This is a genomic window from Plantibacter sp. MMLR14_011 (genome assembly GCF_001865025.1).
Taxonomy (GTDB): domain Bacteria; phylum Actinomycetota; class Actinomycetes; order Actinomycetales; family Microbacteriaceae; genus Plantibacter; species Plantibacter flavus_A.
Map to the genome: position 1 here is coordinate 37,145 of NZ_MJGW01000017.1, position 20,000 is coordinate 57,144.

General features: G+C 69.1%; 18 protein-coding genes. 2 read left to right on the top strand and 16 right to left on the bottom strand.

Annotated elements, in window-relative coordinates:
• Window positions 1-91: 91 nt before the first annotated feature.
• From era to hrcA, 8 genes are all read right to left on the bottom strand, one after another.
• Window positions 92-1,000 carry a GTPase Era gene (gene era, locus BIU99_RS08565; protein WP_071260812.1) on the bottom strand — a complete coding sequence of 303 codons (909 nt, stop codon included), beginning with the start codon at window positions 998-1,000 and terminating at the stop codon, window positions 92-94.
• Window positions 997-2,301 (bottom strand): hemolysin family protein, encoded by a 1,305-nt coding sequence (locus BIU99_RS08570; protein WP_064293632.1) that lies wholly within the window; start codon window positions 2,299-2,301, stop codon window positions 997-999. The genes era and BIU99_RS08570 overlap by 4 nt, the downstream gene beginning before the upstream one ends.
• Complete coding sequence (gene ybeY, locus BIU99_RS08575) at window positions 2,301-2,768, bottom strand: rRNA maturation RNase YbeY (protein WP_064293631.1); 468 nt, start codon at window positions 2,766-2,768, stop codon at window positions 2,301-2,303. The genes BIU99_RS08570 and ybeY overlap by 1 nt, the downstream gene beginning before the upstream one ends.
• Window positions 2,765-3,778, bottom strand: a complete 1,014-nt coding sequence (locus BIU99_RS08580; protein ID WP_228501858.1) for a PhoH family protein — start codon at window positions 3,776-3,778, stop codon at window positions 2,765-2,767. Before BIU99_RS08580 ends, ybeY begins: the two co-directional genes overlap by 4 nt.
• A gap of 76 nt (window positions 3,779-3,854) precedes the next feature.
• On the bottom strand, window positions 3,855-4,208 hold the full coding sequence (locus tag BIU99_RS08585) for an HIT domain-containing protein (protein ID WP_064293856.1): 354 nt from the start codon (window positions 4,206-4,208) through the stop codon (window positions 3,855-3,857).
• A 50-nt stretch (window positions 4,209-4,258) separates the two neighbouring features.
• On the bottom strand, window positions 4,259-4,996 hold the full coding sequence (locus tag BIU99_RS08590; protein ID WP_064293630.1) for a 16S rRNA (uracil(1498)-N(3))-methyltransferase: 738 nt from the start codon (window positions 4,994-4,996) through the stop codon (window positions 4,259-4,261).
• 1 nt (window position 4,997) lies between these two features.
• Window positions 4,998-6,119, bottom strand: a complete 1,122-nt coding sequence (gene dnaJ, locus BIU99_RS08595) for a molecular chaperone DnaJ (RefSeq protein ID WP_064293629.1) — start codon at window positions 6,117-6,119, stop codon at window positions 4,998-5,000.
• A 54-nt stretch (window positions 6,120-6,173) separates the two neighbouring features.
• Window positions 6,174-7,196 (bottom strand): heat-inducible transcriptional repressor HrcA, encoded by a 1,023-nt coding sequence (gene hrcA, locus BIU99_RS08600; protein WP_064293628.1) that lies wholly within the window; start codon window positions 7,194-7,196, stop codon window positions 6,174-6,176.
• Window positions 7,197-7,412: 216 nt separating this feature from the next.
• Between hrcA and BIU99_RS20250 the strand changes: the two genes are divergently transcribed.
• The gene (locus tag BIU99_RS20250; protein WP_234993956.1) at window positions 7,413-7,970 is read left to right on the top strand and encodes a DUF4870 domain-containing protein; all 558 of its coding nucleotides are present in this window, start codon (window positions 7,413-7,415) and stop codon (window positions 7,968-7,970) included.
• Between the two features lie 69 nt (window positions 7,971-8,039).
• Here BIU99_RS20250 and hemW read toward each other — a convergent pair whose 3' ends face one another.
• The 3 genes from hemW to lepA are packed head-to-tail and all read right to left on the bottom strand — an operon-like array spanning window position 8,040 to window position 11,768.
• Window positions 8,040-9,266 (bottom strand): radical SAM family heme chaperone HemW, encoded by a 1,227-nt coding sequence (gene hemW / locus BIU99_RS08610; RefSeq protein ID WP_071260814.1) that lies wholly within the window; start codon window positions 9,264-9,266, stop codon window positions 8,040-8,042.
• Window positions 9,267-9,276: 10 nt separating this feature from the next.
• A complete protein-coding gene (locus BIU99_RS08615) occupies window positions 9,277-9,921 on the bottom strand; it encodes a DUF1990 family protein (RefSeq protein ID WP_064295569.1) in 645 nt (214 codons plus the stop codon).
• The gene (gene lepA / locus BIU99_RS08620) at window positions 9,918-11,768 is read right to left on the bottom strand and encodes a translation elongation factor 4 (protein WP_064295570.1); all 1,851 of its coding nucleotides are present in this window, start codon (window positions 11,766-11,768) and stop codon (window positions 9,918-9,920) included. Before lepA ends, BIU99_RS08615 begins: the two co-directional genes overlap by 4 nt.
• 219 nt (window positions 11,769-11,987) lie before the next feature.
• Here lepA and rpsT point away from each other — a divergent pair, with 219 nt between their 5' ends.
• Entirely contained in the window at window positions 11,988-12,248 is a 261-nt protein-coding gene (rpsT, locus tag BIU99_RS08625; protein WP_064295571.1) for a 30S ribosomal protein S20, read from the top strand.
• 208 nt (window positions 12,249-12,456) lie between these two features.
• Here the strand turns inward: rpsT and holA are convergent, their stop codons facing one another.
• The 5 genes from holA to leuS all read right to left on the bottom strand — a co-directional run bounded on the left by holA (window position 12,457) and on the right by leuS (window position 19,969).
• A complete protein-coding gene (gene holA / locus BIU99_RS08630) occupies window positions 12,457-13,512 on the bottom strand; it encodes a DNA polymerase III subunit delta (RefSeq protein ID WP_071260815.1) in 1,056 nt (351 codons plus the stop codon).
• 65 nt (window positions 13,513-13,577) lie between these two features.
• Entirely contained in the window at window positions 13,578-15,995 is a 2,418-nt protein-coding gene (locus BIU99_RS08635; protein WP_071261199.1) for a ComEC/Rec2 family competence protein, read from the bottom strand.
• Between the two features lie 2 nt (window positions 15,996-15,997).
• On the bottom strand, window positions 15,998-16,699 hold the full coding sequence (locus BIU99_RS08640; protein WP_083397264.1) for a helix-hairpin-helix domain-containing protein: 702 nt from the start codon (window positions 16,697-16,699) through the stop codon (window positions 15,998-16,000).
• 163 nt (window positions 16,700-16,862) lie between these two features.
• A complete protein-coding gene (locus tag BIU99_RS08645) occupies window positions 16,863-17,282 on the bottom strand; it encodes a hypothetical protein (protein ID WP_139205388.1) in 420 nt (139 codons plus the stop codon).
• A 125-nt stretch (window positions 17,283-17,407) separates the two neighbouring features.
• Window positions 17,408-19,969 (bottom strand): leucine--tRNA ligase, encoded by a 2,562-nt coding sequence (gene leuS, locus BIU99_RS08650; RefSeq protein WP_071260817.1) that lies wholly within the window; start codon window positions 19,967-19,969, stop codon window positions 17,408-17,410.
• Window positions 19,970-20,000: the final 31 nt, after the last annotated feature.

Sequence of the window (20,000 nt, forward strand, 5' to 3'; positions counted from 1 at the left end):
CAAAGCAGACACGCAAGTCACGTTCAGGTAACGGAGAACTCCCGCGCAGACCCGCGCGGGCGCACGGCGCCGACGGTCGACCGGATCCCGGTCAGAATCCCAGGCGACCGAGCAGTTTCGGGTCGCGCTGCCAGTCCTTCGCGACTTTGACGCGGATGGAGAGGAAGACCCGAGATCCGACGAGCGGCTCGATCCCGGCGCGGGCCCGGGCACCGACCTCTCGGAGCCTGGAACCGCCCTTCCCGATGATGATCGCCTTCTGGCTGTCGCGCTCCACGAACACGTTCGCGTAGATGTCGAGCAGGTCGGTCCCCTCGCGCGGGATCATGTCGTCGATGGTCACCGCGAGCGAGTGGGGCAGCTCGTCTTGGACGCCCTCGAGCGCGGCCTCGCGGATGAGCTCGGACACGCGGTCGACGACCGTCTCGTCGGTGGTGGCCTCGGTCGGGTAGAGGCGTTCCGACAGCGGCATGAGCTTCGTGACCTCGGTGACGAGGATGTCGAGCTGGTCGTCGGTCACCGCGGACAGCGGGATGACCGCGTCCCAGTCTCGGAGTCCCGAGATCGCGAGCAGCTGCTCCGCGATCGTCGTCCGGCTGGCGGTGTCGGTCTTCGTGACGATCGCCACCTTCTTCGCGCGCGGGAAGCCGTCGAGCGACTCGTTGATGAAGCGGTCGCCCGGGCCGAGCTTCTCGTTGGCTGGGATGCAGAACCCGATGACGTCGACGTCGGAGAGCGTGGACTGCACGAGGTCGTTCAGTCGCTGGCCGAGCAGGGTGCGCGGGCGGTGGATGCCGGGGGTGTCGACGACGATGAGCTGGCCGTGGTCGCGGTGCACGACCCCGCGGATCGCGCGACGCGTGGTCTGCGGCTTCGAACTCGTGATCGCGACCTTCTCGCCGACGAGGGCGTTGGTCAGCGTGGACTTGCCGACGTTCGGACGCCCGACGAAGGACACGAACCCCGCTCGGAAGTCGGACGGAGGGGTGGTGTCGTTCATGGGTGCTCCCGATGGTCGGTGGACGCCTGCTGGGCGTCCTGCAGCTGGTCGTCGCGCTGGGCGATGACGGTGAGGATGCGTCCCCGCCGCCCCTCGACCCGCTCGGCGGTGAGTTCGAGACCGTTGGTCGACACCGTCGATCCGACCACGGGCAACCTCCCGAGGGCCTTCGCGAGGAGCCCGCCGACGGAGTCGACGTCGTCGTCGTCGAGTTCGAGGCCGAACAACTCCCCCAGCTCGTCGACCGGCAGGCGGGCGTCGACCCGGAACCGTCCGTCGTGCAGATCGGTGATCTCGGGGGTGTCGGTGTCGTACTCGTCGGAGATGTCGCCGACGAGTTCCTCGATGAGGTCCTCGAGGGTGACGAGACCGGAGATGCCGCCGTACTCGTCGACGACCATCGCGATGTGGTTGGACTCCTTCTGCATCTGCTGCAGAAGCGAATCGGCCTTCTTGGACTCGGGTACGAAGCTCGCCGGCCGCAGGAGCGGCTCGATCGAACCCACCTCGGTGACGCCGTCGCCACCGAACATCGCGCGCACCAGGTCCTTCAGGTACAGGATGCCGACCAGATCGTCGATGTCGCCGTCGCTGACGGGCGCCCGCGAGATCCCCGTCTCCAGGAACACCTCGAGCGCCTCGCGCACGCTGAGATCGCGCTGCAGACTCACGAGGTCGGTGCGCGGGATCATCACCTCGCGGACGAGCGTCTCATTGAACTCGAAGATCGAGTGGATGAGCTCGCGGTCGTCCTCCTCGAGGACCGAGTGCGCGGCGGCCTCGTCGACCATGCTCAGCAGTTGCTCCTCCGAGGTGAAGGAGACCGAACGGGGCAACCCCGGGGTCACCCGGTTGCCCAGGGAGACGAGGACGTTCGCGACCGGGCCGAGGACCACGCGTGCGGCACGGATGGCGGGGGCACTGAAACGCAGCACTCCGCTCGCGTGGGTCCGGCCGACGCCTCGGGGGCTCGCACCGACGAGCACGAAGGAGGTGCCGGTCATGATGACGACCGCGAGGACGAGGACGAGCCACAACTCGTCGATCGACGAGGCCAGTGCGAGGGTGACGAGGACGGCGGCCGTGGTCTCGGCCAGGATCCGGATGAAGTTGATCGCGTTGACGTGCGCACCCGGATCGGCCGCGATGGCGCGGAGCGCGGATCCCGAGCGGGCGCCCTCTGCGAGGTCGAGGATGTCCGCACCCGACTGGACGCCGATCGCGGCGTCGGCTGCGGCCATGAGACCCGCGAACGCGACGAGCAGGAACGCGACGATGACGAAGACGGCGACGAGGGACATCAGCTGCTGCGTCGTCTCTCCTGGAGCGCGAAGGCGAGGAGGATGTCCCGCTGGATGCCGAACATCTCCTTCTCCTCGTCGGGCTCCGCGTGGTCGTACCCGAGCAGGTGGAGCACACCGTGGCAGGTGAGGAGCTGGAGTTCGTCCATCGTCGAGTGCTTCGCGGCGGCCGCCTGCGTCTCGGCGACCTGCGGGCAGAGCACGATGTCGCCGAGCAGCCCGGGCGGCGTCGGGTTCTCCTCGGTGCCGGGACGGAGCTCGTCCATCGGGAAGCTCAGGACGTCGGTCGGTCCCGGCTCGTCCATCCACTGGACGTGCAACTGCTCCATGGCGCCCTCGTCGACCAGGACGATGGCGAGCTCGGCATCGGGGCTCACATGCATCGCGTCGAGCGCGAACGACGCCAGGGCGAGGATGCGCGATTCGTCGACGGCGACGCCGGACTCGTTGTTGATCTCGATGGTCATGAGCGTCCTCGCTTCGGCTGGTGGTCTCTGGCGGCGCCGCGACGCTCGGCGCGGTTGGCGAACTCGGCGGCCTGCTCGCGCTCGAACCGCTGCGCCTGTCGGACGGCGTCGTACTCGCCGTAGGCGTCGACGATCCGACCGACGAGGGTGTGGCGGACGACGTCCTCGCTCGTGAGCTGGGCGAAGTGGATGTCGTCGACGTCCTTGAGCACGCGGGTCACGAGTCGCAGACCGGACGCGCCGGTCGGCAGGTCGATCTGCGTGACGTCGCCGGTCACGACGATCTTGGACCCGAACCCGAGCCGGGTGAGGAACATCTTCATCTGCTCCGGCGTGGTGTTCTGCGCCTCGTCGAGGACGATGAACGAGTCGTTGAGGGTCCGGCCGCGCATGTAGGCGAGCGGTGCGACCTCGATCGTGCCGGCCGCGAGGAGCTTCGGGACGATCTCCGGGTCCATCATCTCGTTGAGCGCGTCGTAGAGCGGACGCAGGTACGGGTCGATCTTGTCCGTCAGGGTGCCCGGGAGGTACCCGAGTCGCTCGCCGGCCTCGACGGCCGGGCGCGTCAGGATGATCCGGTTGACCTCCTTGCGTTGCAGCGCCTGCACCGCCTTCGCCATCGCGAGATACGTCTTGCCGGTACCGGCCGGGCCGATGCCGAACACGATCGTGTTCTCGTCGATCGCGTCGACGTACGCCCGCTGCCCGACGGTCTTCGCCTTGATCGTCTTGCCACGCGAGGTGAGGATGACCTGCCCGAGCACCTCCGACGGGGAGGCCGAGCCGTCCTGCCCGAGCATGCGGGCGGAGGTGCTGACCTCCGCCGGCCCCGGGTCGTGACCTTCTCGGACCATGGTGATGAGTTCCTCTACGAGTCGTCTGGCGGCGTCGGCCTGCGGCGCCGGGCCGGTGATGGTGATCTCATTGCCGCGCACGTGCACCGAGACACCGGGGTGTTCGCGCTCGACGGTCGTCAGGAGTCGGTCCTGTGGGCCGAGGAGACGGACCATGGCGAGCCCGTCCACCAGGAGGACGTGCTCGACCTCCTCCGGCCGAGCGGCGGTGGGGTGGTCTGGGTTCGAGGACTCAGGCTCCGCCAAGGGTGCCCTCCTGCAGGGAACCACCGAGGACATGCGCGTGCACGTGGAAGACCGTCTGCCCGGCGGACTCGCCGGTGTTGAAGACGAGTCGGAACTCGCCACCGGTGTGCTCCTTCGCGAGCGACGACGCCACCTCGACCATCTCAGCGAGCAAGGAGGGGTCGCCAGCGGCCAACTCCACGACGTCGCGGTACTCGGCGGTCTTCGGGACGACGAGGAGGTGCACGGGCGCCTGTGGTGCGATGTCGGCGAACGCGATCACCCGATCGGTCTCGGCGAGGAGGGTCGTCGGGATCTCCCCCGACACGATGCGGCTGAATACCGACGGTGCTTCACTCATGTCCACCAGTCTAAGGTTCGTAGCGGCCTCGTGCGCGGGCTGTTGGATCGTCACCACCGACCGAGCAGCACGTTGAGCGCGGCGATCGCCGCAGGCCCTGCCGTCGAGGTGCGCAGGACGCCCGAGCCGATCCGGACCTCGATCGCGCCGGCCGCTTCGAGCCGCTCCCGCTCCGTCGGCGAGATGCCGCCCTCCGGACCGACGACGAGGACGAGCTCCTCGGCGAGCAGTGCCGACGGGTCGAGCTCCGAGAGCGCGAGTGCCGCGCTGGGTTCGAGGACGAGGACGGTCCGGCCGGCGACGATCGCCGCGAGTCCACGGGTGTCGACGACCTCGGCCACCTCGGGTACCCGGGCGCGGATCGACTGCTTCGACGCCTCGCGCACGATGAGCTGCCAGCGCGCACGGCCCTTGACCGCTTTGTCGCCCTGCCACCTGGAGATGCTGCGCTCGGCACCCCACGGGACGATGCGGTCGACACCCAGCTCGGTTGCCGCCTGGATGGCGAGTTCGTCGCGATCGCCCTTGGCCAGCGCCTGCACGAGGACGAGCCCGGGACGGTTCTCCGGATGCACCACGACCGATTCGACGCGGATCTCCAACTCGCCCGGCTCGCTGCGCACGACTGGTCCGGTCGCGATCAGGCCACGACCGTTGCCGATCGACGTCGTCTCGCCGACCCGCAGCCGACTCACGGCGACGGCGTGCTTCGCCTCGGGCCCACGGAGGGTCACCGAGTCGCCGACACCGGTCGATTCGAGGTCCTCGCGGAGGTACAGCGAACTCATCTCAACCGACGCCGTGGAAGCGGTCGCGGATCTTCGCGAACAGGCCCTGCTGGAACTGCGCGAGCGCCGGAGCACCCTGGCGTCGTCCCGAGGCGAAGCTCTTGATCAGCTCGCGTTCGCGGTGGTCGAGCTTCGTCGGGGTGACGACCTGGACGCCGATCTTGAGGTCACCCCGGCTGTTCCCGCGGAGGCGCGTGACGCCGCGGTCCTTGACCGTGATGACCTCCGAGCTCTGAACGCCCGGTCGCAGCTCGACCTCGACGTCGCCGTCGAGCGCGTGGACGGTGACCTGGCGGCCGAGGATGGCGTCGGTCATCGGGACTTCGAGCGTGCACAGCAGGTCGTCGCCGTCGCGGCTGAAGACGTCGTGGTGCTTGACCTTCATCTCGAGGTAGAGGTCGCCGTTCGGGCCGCCTGCCGGGCCGACCTCGCCGCTCCCCGGCATCTGCAGACGCAGACCGGTGTCGACACCGGCCGGGATGTCGACCGAGACGGTGCGGCGGGCACGGAGCCGGCCCTGACCCTGGCAGGTGACGCACGGGGTCGCGATGATCGTGCCGTAGCCGCGGCAGGTGCCGCAGGGCGCCGAGGTCATGACGTTGCCGAGCAGCGAGCGGACGGCCCGCTGGATGGAGCCGGTGCCGTGACAGATGTCGCAGGTCACCGGTGAGGTGCCGGGCTGGCAGCAGGAGCCGTTGCAGGTGCTGCAGAGCACGGCGGTGTCGACCTCGAGGTCGCGGTGGGTGCCGAAGATGACCTCGTCGAGGTCGAGTTCGACGCGCAACAGGGCGTCCTCGCCGCGTGCGCGGCGGGACTTGGGTCCGCGCTGCTGGCCACCCCCGCCGAAGAAGGTGTCGAAGATGTCGCCGAAGCCGCCGAACCCGGCGTCACCTCCGCCGAACCCACCCGCCTGCGGACCGAGGTCGTACTGCTGGCGCTGCTTGGGGTCGCTCAGCACGTCGTAGGCGTGGGTGACCTCTTTGAACCGCTCCGAGGCGTCGGAACCCGGGTTCACATCGGGGTGCAGTTCGCGAGCGAGGCGGCGGTACGCCTTCTTGATCTCTTCGGGCGTCGCCTCCTTGGCGACACCGAGTGCTGCGTAGTGGTCGGGGTAGTCAGCCACTGAGGGCCTTTCGTTCGAGGTGCGGAAGGTGTTGGGGGACGCGATGAGGATGCGTCACTCGGCGTCGAGGATGCGCGAGAGGTACCTGGCGACGGCGCGGACCGCAGCCATGTTGCTCGCGTAGTCCATTCTCGTGGGGCCGAGGACGCCGAGCCGGGCGATTTCGCCACCAGAGGAACGGTAGTTCCCGGCGAGGACGCTCGTGGTCTCGAGGCCGAACGACGCGTTCTCCCGCCCGATGCTGGCGACCACGCCGTCGCGCTCGGACTCCATCTCACCGAAGAGCCGGAGCAGCACGACCTGCTGCTCGATGGCGTCCAGGACCGGATAGATGCTGCCGGGGAAGTCGTCTTCGGTGCGGGCGAGGTTGGCGGCGCCGGCCATGACGAGGCGGTCCTGGCGCTGCGCCGAGAGCTGTTCGCGCACCGCGTCGACGATGCGGACGGCCGCCGCGCGGTCGAGATCGGCGATGTCGGCGGGGACGTCGCCGATCGCGTCGTGGGCGTCGAGGAGTGGACGGCCCGCGACCGCCTCGTTGCACAGCGAGCGGAGACGCGAGATGAGGTCGTCGTCGACCGGGCTCTCCGTCTCGATGAGCCGCTGCTCGACGCGGCCGTTGTCGAGGATGATGACCGCGAGCACGCGGTTCGGGGTGACGCTCACCAATTCGAGATGCCGGACACGTGCCCGGGAGAACATCGGGTACTGCACGAGCGCGACCTGGTTCGTCAGCTGTGAGAGCAGCCGCACCGTGCGGTGCAGGACCTCGTCGAGGTCGCCGGACGCACCGAGGAAGGTCTCGATCGCCGTCCGTTGGGCGTTGTTCAGCGGGCGGCGGTCGGCGAGGTGGTCGACGAACATCCGGTAGCCCTTGTCGGTCGGAACCCGACCGGAGGAGGTGTGCGGGGCGGCGATCAGTTCTTCGTCCTCGAGCTGTGCCATGTCGTTGCGGATGGTGGCTGCAGAGACCCCGAAGGAGTGGCGGTCGACGATCGTCTTGGACCCGACGGGCTCTCGCGAGGCGACGTAGTCCTGCACGATGACGCGGAGCACTTCGAGACCGCGATCCGACACCATCTCGATCTCCTCCCGTCATCCACCTCGGAGCGCCGACCATCAGCACTCGAAGACCCTGACTGCCAATCATATCGTGGCCTCCGCGCAGCCGTCCCTTGCGCGGCCCCGTGCCCCAGGAATACCGTTGGCCGCAGGCGTGGGTCCCTGATGAGCGACACCTGGTGCGATACGCTCAGCTGGACCAATTGAATATCACTCTCCGTGAAAGGTGCGAAGATGTCCGATCCGAACGCTCAGCCGCCCGTCGACCCAGCGAAGGGCGGGTCGGTTCCGCCTGCAGGAGACGGCGCGACGCCCCCTCCCGCAGCTCCGCAGCAGCCGCCTGCAGGCGCCTACCCGCCCCCGCCCGCCGGTGGCTACGCGCCGCCGCCGCCCGCTGCCGGCTCCTACCCGCCGCCGCCCGCAGGCGCCCCGCAGTACCAGCAGCCGTACGCCGCCGCTCAGCCCATGAGCCCGTCGGACGAGAAGCTCTGGTCGACGCTCATCCACATCGGTGGGATCTTCTTCGGATTCATCCCCCCGCTGATCGGCTACCTGGTCCTCAAGGACCGTGGCCCGTTCATCAAGGCGCACACGCTCACCGCGCTGAACTTCCAGCTGACGATGCTGATCGCGCTCGTGGTCGGCTCGATCCTGACGATCGTCGTCGTGGGTCTGTTCATCATCATCGCCGTCTACGTCGTCGTGATCGTGTTCAGCATCATCGCCGCGATCAAGGCGAACAAGGGCGAGCTGTACAGCTACCCGCTCACGATCCAGTTCATCAAGGCCTGATCCGTCGAGTCGCCTGAGAACAGCCCCGTCCGGTCCGCCGGGCGGGGCTGTTCTGCGTCTCGGGTGGCGTCAGTCGCCGACCAGACGGCGGACGACCGCGTCGGCGAGGAGCCGTCCGCGGCGCGTGAGCTCCAGCCGTCCGATCAGGGCCTGGCGTGCGTCGACCAGTTCCTCGGCGATGAGCCCGGCGACCGCTGTGCGAGCCTCGGGGGCGAGCGTCCGGATGGGGATGCCGTCCCGCGTGCGGGTGAGCAGCAGGATGCGTTCGAGTTCACGGGTCTCGTCGTCCAGGGTCTCCCGCCCGGCGGCCGGCGACTCCCCCGCCGCGATCCGCTGGGCGTACGCCGCTGGATGCTTGACGTTCCACCAGCGCACCCCGCCGACGTGGCTGTGCGACCCCGGGCCCACACCCCACCAGTCCTCGCCGGTCCAGTAGGAGAGGTTGTGCCGGGAGCGGTGCGTGTCGTCCGTCGCCCAGTTGCTGACCTCGTACCAGCCGTAGCCGGCCTCGGTGAGGAGGTCGTCGGCGAGCTCGTACATGTCGGCCTGCAGGTCTTCGTCGGGGGTCCCCACCACGCCCGAGCGGATCTGGCGCGCCAGTTTCGTCCCGGGTTCGACGATGAGCGAATAGGCCGATACATGGTCCGGTGCGCAGGCGATCGCCGTCTCGAGTGAGACGCGCCAGTCGGCCAGGGTCTCCCCCGGCGTCCCGTAGATGAGGTCCAGGCTGACGCCGAGGCCGGCCTCGCGAGCCCACTGCACGACGAGCGGCACCCGAGCCGGATCGTGCGTGCGCTCGAGGGTGGCGAGCACGCTCGGCACCGCGGACTGCATCCCGAAGGAGACCCGGGTGAATCCGGCTTCGGCGAGCGTGCGGAGGTAGGCGGCGTCGACCGAGTCGGGGTTCGCCTCGGTCGTCACTTCGGCGCCGGGCGCGAGGTCGAAGTTGTCCGTCACGCCACGGAGCATCCGGACGAGGTCGTCAGCAGGCAGGAGGGTCGGCGTGCCGCCACCGAAGAACACGGTCGAGACCGGTCGGTCGGGGACGGTCGATGACGCCAGGACGGACTTGCCGAAGCGGAGTTCCGCGACCGCCTCGTCGGCGTAGTCAGACTGCTTCGCGCCGCGGAGCTCGGTCGCCGTGTAGGTGTTGAAGTCGCAGTAGCCGCATCGGACCCGGCAGAACGGGACGTGCAGGTAGACCCCGAAGTTGCGCTCGTGGGCTCCGACGGCCGCCGTCTCCGGGAGGAGTCCGTCGGACGGGGCCGGATCGGCGAGTGGGAGGGCGCTCGGCACGGTCCGTCGCTCAGACGCCGCGCGACGGCAGGAGTGCGCGGAGGTAGGCGTCGTTCATGGTCTTGCGACGACGCTTGGAGCCGACGAGCTTCGCTGCACCCTTCGTCGGGCGGAAGAACGAGCGCACGACGATCCAGACGGAGTCGTCCTCGCGCTGCTCGATCGTGAAGGACTGCTCGCCGCTCTCCGGATCGCCCTCCATCGTGCCGATGGCCAGGCTCACGTGACCCGGCTCCTCGGTGACGGAGATGACGCGATGCGGCCCGACGAGCGGTTCCCCGCCGACGGCGCCGGCGAAGACGACCGTCGTGCCCGGGGTGATGAACGGCGTGCCGTCCTCGGCGAAGCGCTGCTCCTCGTGCGTCTCGATGGGCTCCAGCGGCGTACCGTCCTCGGCGAAGGCGATGCCGCCGTACTGCACGCCCGTGCCGGGGTGCACCTCGGAGATCTCCACGCCGCTCGAGCGGTGCAGTCCCCAGGTGAGGAGGGCGCTGCTCGCGAGGGCGAACCGCTCATCACCGCTCCCGAGGCGGAACTCGTCCTCCGACGGCACGTAGCCCTCCGGCGGGTACTGCATGAGGTCGGTCCGCTGGGTGGCGCCGACGGCCGCGTAGTCGACCGCTTCGTCCTCGAACGAACTGCGTCGTGCGTTCACTTCTTGTCCTTCGTCTCCACGTCCCCGGAGAGCGCTGCGATGAACGCCTCCTGAGGCACCTCGACCTTGCCGACCATCTTCATCCGCTTCTTGCCCTCCTTCTGCTTCTCGAGGAGCTTGCGCTTGCGGGTGATGTCGCCGCCGTAGCACTTGGCCAGGACGTCCTTGCGCATGGCACGGACCGACTCGCGGGCGATGATCCGCGCACCGATGGCGGCCTGGATCGGCACCTCGAACTGCTGGCGCGGGATGAGCTTCTTCAGGCGCTCGGTCATGAGCACACCGTAGGCGTACGCCTTCTCGCGGTGGACGATGGCGCTGAACGCGTCGACCTGGTCGCCCTGCAGGAGGATGTCGACCTTCACGAGATCCGCGGCCTGCTGGCCGGAGGGCTCGTAGTCGAGCGAAGCGTACCCCTGCGTGCGGCTCTTCAGGTGGTCGAAGAAGTCGAAGACGATCTCACCGAGCGGCATCGTGTACCGCAGCTCGACGCGGTCCTCGCCGAGGTACTCCATGCCGAGCAGCGCTCCTCGACGGCTCTGGCAGAGTTCCATGATGGTGCCGACGTAGTCCTTGGGGGCGAGGATGCCCACCTTGACCATCGGCTCGGACACCTCGAGGATCTTGCCGGAGGGGAACTCGCTCGGGTTGGTGACCGTGACGACCTGCTTGTCCTCCGTCTTCACCTCGTAGGTGACCGACGGCGCTGTGGCGATGAGGTCGAGGTCGAACTCCCGCTGCAACCGCTCGGTCACGATCTCGAGGTGCAGGAGGCCGAGGAAGCCGACGCGGAACCCGAAGCCGAGGGCGACGGAGGTCTCCGGCTCGTAGTTGAGCGAGGCGTCGGAGAGCTTCAGCTTGTCGAGCGCGTCGCGGAGGATCGGGTAGTCGCTGCCGTCGATCGGGTACAGACCGGAGAAGACCATCGGCTTCGGGTCGGTGTAGCCCGGGAGGGCGTCGGTCGCCGGCTTCACCGCGGTCGTGACGGTGTCGCCGACCTTCGACTGCCGGACGTCCTTCACGCCCGTGATGAGGTAGCCCACCTCACCGACGCCGAGGCCCTTGGTGGGCGTCGGTTCCGGCGAGCTGACGCCGATCTCGAGGAGGTCGTGCACCGCGCGCGTGGACATCATCTGGATACGCTCACGCGGACTCAGCTGGCCGTCGATCATGCGGACGTAGGTGACGACGCCACGGTAGGTGTCGTAGACGGAGTCGAAGATCATGGCGCGCGTGGGTGCGTCCGGGTCGCCAACGGGGTTCGGGATGCGTCCGACGACGCGGTCGAGGAGGTCCTCGACACCCATGCCGGTCTTGCCGGACACCCGCAGGACGTCTTCGGGCTCGCCGCCGATGAGGCTCGCGAGCTCCTTCGCGTACTTGTCGGGGTCGGCCGCCGGGAGGTCGATCTTGTTGAGCACCGGGATGATCTCGAGGTCGTTCTCGAGAGCGAGGTAGAGGTTCGCGAGTGTCTGCGCCTCGATACCCTGTGCGGCGTCGACGAGGAGGATCGCGCCCTCGCACGCGGCGAGCGACCGCGAGACCTCGTAGGTGAAGTCGACGTGCCCGGGGGTGTCGATCATGTTGAGCGCGAAGGTCTCGCCGTTGAGCGACCACGGCATGCGCACGGCCTGGCTCTTGATGGTGATACCGCGCTCGCGCTCGATGTCCATGCGGTCGAGGTACTGCGCCCGCATGTCGCGGTCCGAGACGACCCCGGTGATCTGCAGCATACGGTCCGCGAGGGTCGACTTGCCGTGGTCGATGTGGGCGATGATGCAGAAGTTCCGGATGAACGCCGGGTCGGTCGATGCCGGCTCGAGGGCCTTCACTGCTTGGGGGCTCACGCGTTCCTCGGGGTCAGGGGTGGAATCGGGCAACCCTCATTGTCCCACGGCGGGGAGCACCCGCGCTGCGGTACCCTGGATTGCCAGAACTCTGCCCGACTGGTAATGTTGCCTGTTGGCTTGCGTGTGAGTTGAGACCACACGAGAACTCGCTTGAAGACGCCCTCTTCCGTCCGACGGCACCGAACATCATTTCCTCGAACCGAAAGTTGACCCAACGTGGCAAACATCAAGTCGCAGATCAAGCGCATCGGCACCAACAAGAAGGCCAACGAGCGCAACAAGGCCGTCAAGAGCCAGCTGAAGACTGCCATCCGCGCAACCCGTGAGGCCGTCGTCGCCGGTGACAAGGCTCAGGCCGAGTCCGCACTCAAGCTCGCCTCGAAGAAGCTCGACAAGGCCGTGAGCAAGGGCGTCATCCACGAGAACCAGGCAGCGAACCGCAAGTCGGCCATCGCCAAGCAGGTCAACGCGCTCTAAGCGACACCAGCTGCAAGGCCCCGGCGTTCCTCGGAACGTGCGGGGCCTTTCGCGTCCCCGGTGCATGCTCGTCTCTGAGCACACCGCAGTCCCTGAGCGCACACCCGTCCCTAAGCGCAGACGGGTCCCTGAGCGCACACGGGTCCCTGAGCTTGTCGAAGGGCCGCCCGCCACCACGGCCAGCTCGACGTTCTACCGCCTCGACGGGTTACCGCTCTGAGAGATCGACCCCGCGTGCCGCGATGACGCCGACGAGCCGCTCAAGCGCGAACACCGGGTCGCGGCTCGCGCCCTTCACGCCGGCGTCGGTTTCTGCGAGCATCTGCACCACGCGGCCGATGCCGGCGTCCGTCCAACCGGACAGGTCCCGACGGGCGCGGTCGACCTGCCACGGCGCGAGACCGAACTGCTGGGCGATCTGCCCGGACCCGCCGCGTGCCGACGACACCTTGGCCATCGTGCGGATCTTCATCGCGAACGCGGCGACGATCGGCACCGGGTCGGCACCCGAGTCGAGCGCCTGCCGCAGGGCGAGCAGCGCCTCCCCGTGGCGCCCGGCGATCGCGGCGTCGGCGACGTCGAACGCGCTCGTCTCGAGACGACCGCCGTAGTACTTGTTGACCGTCTGCTCGGTGATCTCCTCGGACGCGTCGGCCATGAGCTGACTGCACGCGGCTGCGAGCTCGGCGAGGTCGTCGGAGAAGGCGCCGACGAGTGCACGGAGCGCCTGGGGCGTGATCCGCCGACCGGCCGTCTTGAACTCAGCCGCGGCGAAGTCGGCCTTGTCGCTGTCCCGCTTGAGTTCGGTGCAGACGATCTCGACACCACCACCGGTGCCTGAGCGGATGGCGTCGAGCAACTTCTTGCCGCGCACGCCTCCGTTGTGCCGCAGCACGAGGTAGGCGCCCTCCGGCGGTGCTTCGAGATACCGGATGGCTTCGGTGAGGAACTGGTCGGAGCACTTCTCGACCTGGCTGACGCGAACGAGCCGGGGCTCGCCGAAGAGCGACGGGCTCGCGACGGTGAGCAGCTCGCCCGGGGCGTAGCTGTCGGCGGCGACGTCGTTGACCTCGAGCGAGGGGTCTTCGGAGACGAGGAAGTCGCGCAGCCGGCGGATCGCCCGGTCGGCCAGGAAGGACTCCGTGCCGGACACCAACACGATCGGCGCCGGGCGGATCTCCGACCAGCCGAGTTGCGGGATCGCCGCCGAGGCCTTGGCCGCCGTCTTCGCCTTCCCGCGACCGGCGGAACGTGGTGCAGCCACAGCGGCTCCTCTCGACCGTCCGAGTCTACCGGCGACCGCCGACGCCAGGCGGGGCGGTCGGCGGCTCACCCGCCGCGCTCCGACCACACGCGGAACCCGCCGCCGTCGCCTGGGCCGAGGACGATGGTCCCCGACTCGTCCGTGCGGAGGACCTCGGCCCCGGTGGCCTCGTAGAGCTCGAGCGCTGAGCGTGTCGGATGCCCGTAGCCGTTGTCGGCCCCGACGGAGACGAGCGCCACCGTCGCGCCCACCCGGCGCGCCAGGCGGTCGCTCTGATCGGCCGAACCGTGATGCGACACCTTGACGATGTCGACAGCATCCCCGAGTGCGTGCCGTCCGAGCAGTCGGTCCTGTGCCTCCTCACCGAGGTCGCCGAGCAGCAGCACCGATGTGGCGAGCAGGTCGAACCGGACCACCACGCTCGCGTCGTTCCCCGGTTCGACGCCGCCTGCCGCGGGGTCCGGCCACAGGACGCGCCATGGCGCCGCGCTCTCCGGATCCCCCAGCACCCCCTGGTCTCCGGCGCCGGCCTGTCGCACCTCGGCACCGGCCGCTCGGAGCACTCGGGCGATGCGCTCGTCCTCCGGGTCGTCCACCGGCCCGAGCAGCACCTCGTCGACCCTCCCGACGACCGCGTCGAGGCCTCCGACGTGGTCGAGGTCGTAGTGGGTGAGGACGAGCAGCTCGATGCGAGAGACCCCGAGCTCGTCCAAACACGCGCGGAGCGGTTCTGGGTCGGGCCCGACGTCGACGAGCGCGGTGGCGGTGCCCTGTCGCAGGAGGACCGCGTCGCCCTGACCGACGTCGCAGGCGGCGACGATCCAGTCGCCCGGCCGGTGCAGGGCCGGGCCGAGTCCGTCCCCGACCGCCCGACCGCACAGTGCCACGAGCGACACGACCACCGCCACCCCGATCGTCCTCGACCACCGCGGAGGCAGACCCCGACGGAACAGCAGGAGCGTGGCGATCAGGGCCGTCGGCACGGTGACGAGCACGACGCCCAGCGGCCCCTCCGGCCACGGCACCCGCGCAGCAGGGACACCCTCGAACCACCGGGCCACCGCGGCGATCCAGGTCGCGGGCACCCACCCGAGCCACGCGACGAGCAATGCGAGTGGTGGTGCGAACGGGACCAGCAGGCAGGCGAGCAGCCCGAGCATGGTCGCGGGCGCGGCGGCCGGACCCGCGAGCAGGTTCGCGGGGACACCGCCGAGCTGGATCGCTGGGTCGAGGAGGACGAGCATCGGCTGGCAGGCGAGCTGGGCGGCCGCCGGGATCGCGATGAGAGCCGCGATCCCCCGCGGCAGCCACCTACCGAGCAGGTCCGTCAGGGGTCCGCTCAGGAGCAGCAGACCGCTGGTGGCGAGCACCGAGAGCCCGAAGCCGTACTGCCCGGCCAGCCAAGGGTCGGCGACGAGGAGGACGACCACTGCCAACGACAGCGCGGCGAGGCCCCTGATCGGCCGCCCGAAGCCGCCCAGCACCAGCACGAAGGAGGCCATGAGTGCCGCCCGTTGCACGCTCGGTTGGGGCGTCACGAGGACGACGAAGGCGATGAGGCACAACAGGGCGCACGAGATCCTGAGCTTCCGCCCACCGCCGACCGCTGCGACCGCTGCGCTGACCAGCCACACGATGACCGCACAGTTCGCGCCCGACACGGCCGTCAGATGTGAGAGTGAACTGCGCTGCATCGACTCCGTGACCGCGTCGCTCACCTGGCTCACATCGCCGATCGCAAGGCCGGGCAGTAGTTCCCCGCCCGGGCCGGGCAAGGTGGACGCGAGCCCGACGAGGCCGGAACGGAGCGACGCCGACCAGTCGAGGATCGCCGGCGGCTCCCCCAGCAGCTCGGGTTCCTCCCGCGCGAAGAGCAGCGCTGCCCGCGCATCACCCGGTGCATTCCATCGGAGGGGGCCGTCGACGCGCCAGCGCTCACCGATCCTCGGCGCCCGATCCGCCGGCACCGGCGCGAAGACGAGGACCGGGACCGAGAGTCCCTCCAGGACTCCCCTGTCGTCCGAGACCGTCACCAGGTCGGCTGCGAACCGAACCGTGGGTGCAGCCGTGACCGACCCGGTAGGAACCGCGTCACCGGTCACCACGACCTCGGCATCCACGGGCGTGCTCCCGAGCGCTAGCAGCGCCTCCGGCTGCCGGTCAGGCGCGCGTGCGGCGATCGACGCGGCGACCATGCCGAACAGCGCCGCGGCGCAGGCGCAGAGCAAGAGTGTCGTGATGATGACAGCCCCTGTCCGACGCTCCCCGGGGCGATGCTCCGCACGGCGACGCCGGACGACCGTGCTGCACCCGAGGCAGGCGAAGGCGACGACGAACGCGACCAGTACCGCACCCCAGGCCAGCGTCGGAGCCGCGCTGCAGACGGCCGCACCGACCCAGGTGACCGCCGCCGAGATCAGCAGGCGTGGGAACCGCGTCGCGCTCCCACCTCGCCCGGATGTCGGTCCGGTGTCCGCGTCCACGGTCACACCGTCGCCGCCGCGCGAAGCCCCTCGAGGGTCTTCGCGCCGATGCCTTCGACGGCGCTCAGGTCGTCGAGGGTGGCGAACGGTCCATTCGCCTCCCGCCAGTCGACGATGCGTGCAGCGAGGGCCTCCCCGATCCGCGGGAGTGCGGTGAGTTCGGCCGCGGATGCCGTGTTCACGTTGACGAGCTGCGAGCCGGACGGACTCCCGGCAGCCGACCCGCTCGCGCCTCCGCCAGGTGGCACCTCGCCGACCACGGGGACATAGAGCTGCTCGCCATCGTTCACGAACCGTGCGAGGTTCACGGCACTGGTGTCCGCTTCCGGTAGGAGGCCGCCGGCGGACGCCACCGCATCGAACGCACGTGATCCGTCCGGCAGCCGATAGACACCAGGGGCCGCGACCGCTCCGAGTACATGGATGAACAGTTCCCCGGCCGCCGAGCCGGCGGGCGCGGTCGATCCCGGTGTGACGGCGGGCACGGCGCTCGCGTCAGCCGACAGCTCCACCCCACCGATCGTCCTGACCGCCCCGCCTGAGGTGAACAGCGAGACGAGGATGGCGACCACGAGCGCCGCGATCACCAGCACGACGACCGCCCCGGCGCGGAACTCCGGGCGCGGTAGCTCACCGAGCAAACGGCGCGTGGACGAACGCCTGGACGGCACCGGGTGGGACGTGGGTTCCGGTTCGATGGTCATCCTCGAACGCTACGAGCCCGGACGCCCCGCACCACACGCTCGCCGTCGCCATGGGCACCGACCGCACCGCGACGACCCCTGTGGAGCGCGTTCGCCTGGGATGCAGAATGCAGTCAGCTCACCGAGCGCCTCGGTGTTGACTGGTCGTCTTCCGACCGGGGGGTCAGGCCACTCTGGCTGGCTCAGCCCGCTCTCGCGTCGAAGACTGCCCGAACCAGATCCACAGCGGGCGAGCGGTCACGACGATGAGCACCGCGAACAGGCTCTGATTGATGACGCCGAACCACGAGAGTCCGCCGAGCAGCACGAAGACGGTCCAGTTCACGGCGATGTCGGCGACGATCACCGCGATACCGAGCACGATGCCGGAGCGCCGTCGAAGGATGATCAGCACCGCGGTGATGGGGTCCAAGACCGTGAGTGTCACCCAGAACAGCCGGACGCCGGGAGGGAAGCCGCCGTAGACGTCCAACCCGCCGAGGATCAGATCCGCGGTGTGCGTCGTCGTCCCGACGAGGAAGCCGACCACCCACAGGATCTGGAACACGCGGAGCGTTCGTACGGCTGGGGCGGGAGCGATCACCCGGTCATGCTACCGAGGAAGCAGGGCAGACTGCCGCCGGATGGGACAAGCGGATCGGACTCGAGGGTGGCGCCCAGCGCTCCGAGCGTGTTCGGGACGGGCCACAGGGCCCGCCCCGAACCGCATCAACCCTTCGTGGCGATGCTCACCACGCGCGGCGCACGCACCACGACGTTGACGATCTCGCGGTCGCCCACGGAACGCTGCACTGCCGCACTCGCGCGTGCGAGCTGCTCGAGCTCCTCGCCGGAGATCTTCGGCGACACCTCGAGCCGTTCGCGGACCTTGCCGTCGACCTGGACCACCGCGGTCACCTGGTCCTCGACCAACAGCGACCGGTCGGCCTTCCGCCACGGCACCAGCGAGACGGACGGCTGGTAGCCGAGCTTGGCCCACATGTCCTCGGCGGTGAAGGGCGCGAAGAGGTCGAGCGCCATGGCCGTGACCTCGGCGGACTCTCGCACGGCTGGGTCGCCCGCGCCGGGCCCGGCGTCGATCGCCTTCCGCGTCGCGTTGACGAGCTCCATGAGCCGTGCCACGACGACGTTGAACTTGCCCGCCTCGATGAGCCCTGGAGCCTCCGCGAGGAAGTGGTGCGTGACCTTCCGCAGCTTCTCGTCGCCGTCCTTCCAGGCGACGTCGGGTGAGCTGGTGACGTCGTGCGCGACCCGCCAGGCGCGTGCCAGGAACTTGGCCGAACCGGCCGGCGAGACGTCCGCCCAGTCGATGTCGTCCTCCGGAGGACCGGCGAACGCCATCGTGACGCGCAGGGCGTCGGCGCCGTACGACCGCAGCTCCTGGGCGAACTCCACCAGGTTGCCCTTGCTCTTGCTCATCTTCGAACCGTCGAGGATGACCATGCCCTGGTTGAGGAGCGCGCTGAAGGGCTCGGTGAAGCCGACCTTGCCGAGGTCGAACAGGACCTTCGTGATGAACCGCGAGTAGAGCAGGTGCAGGATCGCGTGCTCGACACCACCGACGTACTGGTCGACCGGGGCCCACTTGTCGGCCTCCTTCGGGTCGAACGCGATCTCGTCGGAGGTCGGGTTCAGGAACCGGAGGAAGTACCACGAGCTGTCGACGAAGGTGTCCATGGTGTCGGAGTCGCGCTTCGCAGGCTTCCCGCACGACGGGCAGTCCACGTTGATCCAGTCCTCTGCCGCCGCGAGCGGGCTCATGCCCTTCGGACGCAGGTCGAGACCCGCGGCGTCCGGCAGCCGCACGGGGAGCTGGTCCTCGGGGACCGGCACCTCGCCACAGGCGTCGCAGTGGATGATCGGGATCGGCGTGCCCCAGTAGCGCTGTCGCGAGATGAGCCAGTCGCGGAGGCGGTAGTTCTTCGTCTTCGCGCCGAGACCGCTCGACGCGAGCGCAGCCGTGACCTTCGGGATCGCGTTCGCCTTGCTCAGGCCGTCGAAGGGGCCGGAGTTCGTCAGGCGACCGTCGCCCGTCAGCGCGACACCCGTCTTGGCGGGATCGATCGACGGGAGGTCCTCCGGCAGCTCACCGTCGACGATGATCGGGATGGCACCGGTGACGGGCTGGGTGGTGTCCACCACGACACGCACGGGCAGGTCGAACGCCCGCGCGAAGTCGAGGTCGCGCTGGTCGTGCGCGGGAACCGCCATGATCGCCCCGTGACCGTAGTCGGCCAGGACGTAGTCGGCCGCCCAGATCGGCAGGCGCTCGCCACTCAGCGGGTTGATCGCGTAGCGCTCGAGGAACACGCCGGTCTTCTGGCGGTCGGTCGCGAGCCGCGCGATCTCGCTCTCGCCCTTGACGCTGTCGAGGTAGGCCTGGAAGCGCCCCTTGACCTCGTCGGAGGTGTCGGCGACGAGCTCGGCTGCGAGCTCGGAGTCGGGCGCCACGACCATGAACGTCACGCCGTACAGTGTGTCGGGGCGGGTCGTGTACACGGAGACCGGCTCTGAACGACCCTCGATCGAGAACGAGACGTCCGCACCGTTGGATCGACCGATCCAGTTCCGCTGCATGCTGAGGACCTTGGCCGGCCAGGTGCCCTCGAGCTGGTTGAGGTCGTCGATCAGGCGGTCCGCGTAGTCGGTGATGCGGAAGTACCACTGGGTGAGCTTCTTCTTCGTCACCTCGGCGCCGCAGCGCTCGCAGTGTCCGTCGACGACCTGCTCGTTCGCGAGCACGGTCTGGTCGTTCGGGCACCAGTTGACGGGGCTCGCCTTGCGGTACGCGAGGCCCTTCTCGAACAGCTGGAGGAACAGCCACTGGTTCCACCGGTAGTACTCGGGGTCGCTCGTGTGGAGCTCGCGGTCCCAGTCGAACGAGGGGCCGTACTGACGGAAGCTGGCCTTCTGCTGCGCGATGTTCGCGTAGGTCCACTCGCGTGGGTCGACACCGCGCTGGATGGCCGCGTTCTCGGCGGGGAGACCGAACGAGTCCCAGCCGATCGGGTGCAGGACGTTGAAGCCCTGGTGACGCCAGTACCGCGCGACGATGTCGCCGAAACCGAACGCCTCGGCGTGACCCATGTGCAGGTCGCCCGAGGGATACGGGAACATGTCGAGCACGTACTTGCGCGGACGTTTGTCGGCAGGATCTCCTGCTGCGAAGGGCTTCAGCTCGTCCCAGACGGGAAGCCACTTCTCCTGGATCGCCTGGAAGTCGTACCGCTCGCCGTCTCGGCGGTCGTCGGTGTTGCGCTCGTCTGACACGTCACTCTCAATCACTGCAGGTGCTGGGGGT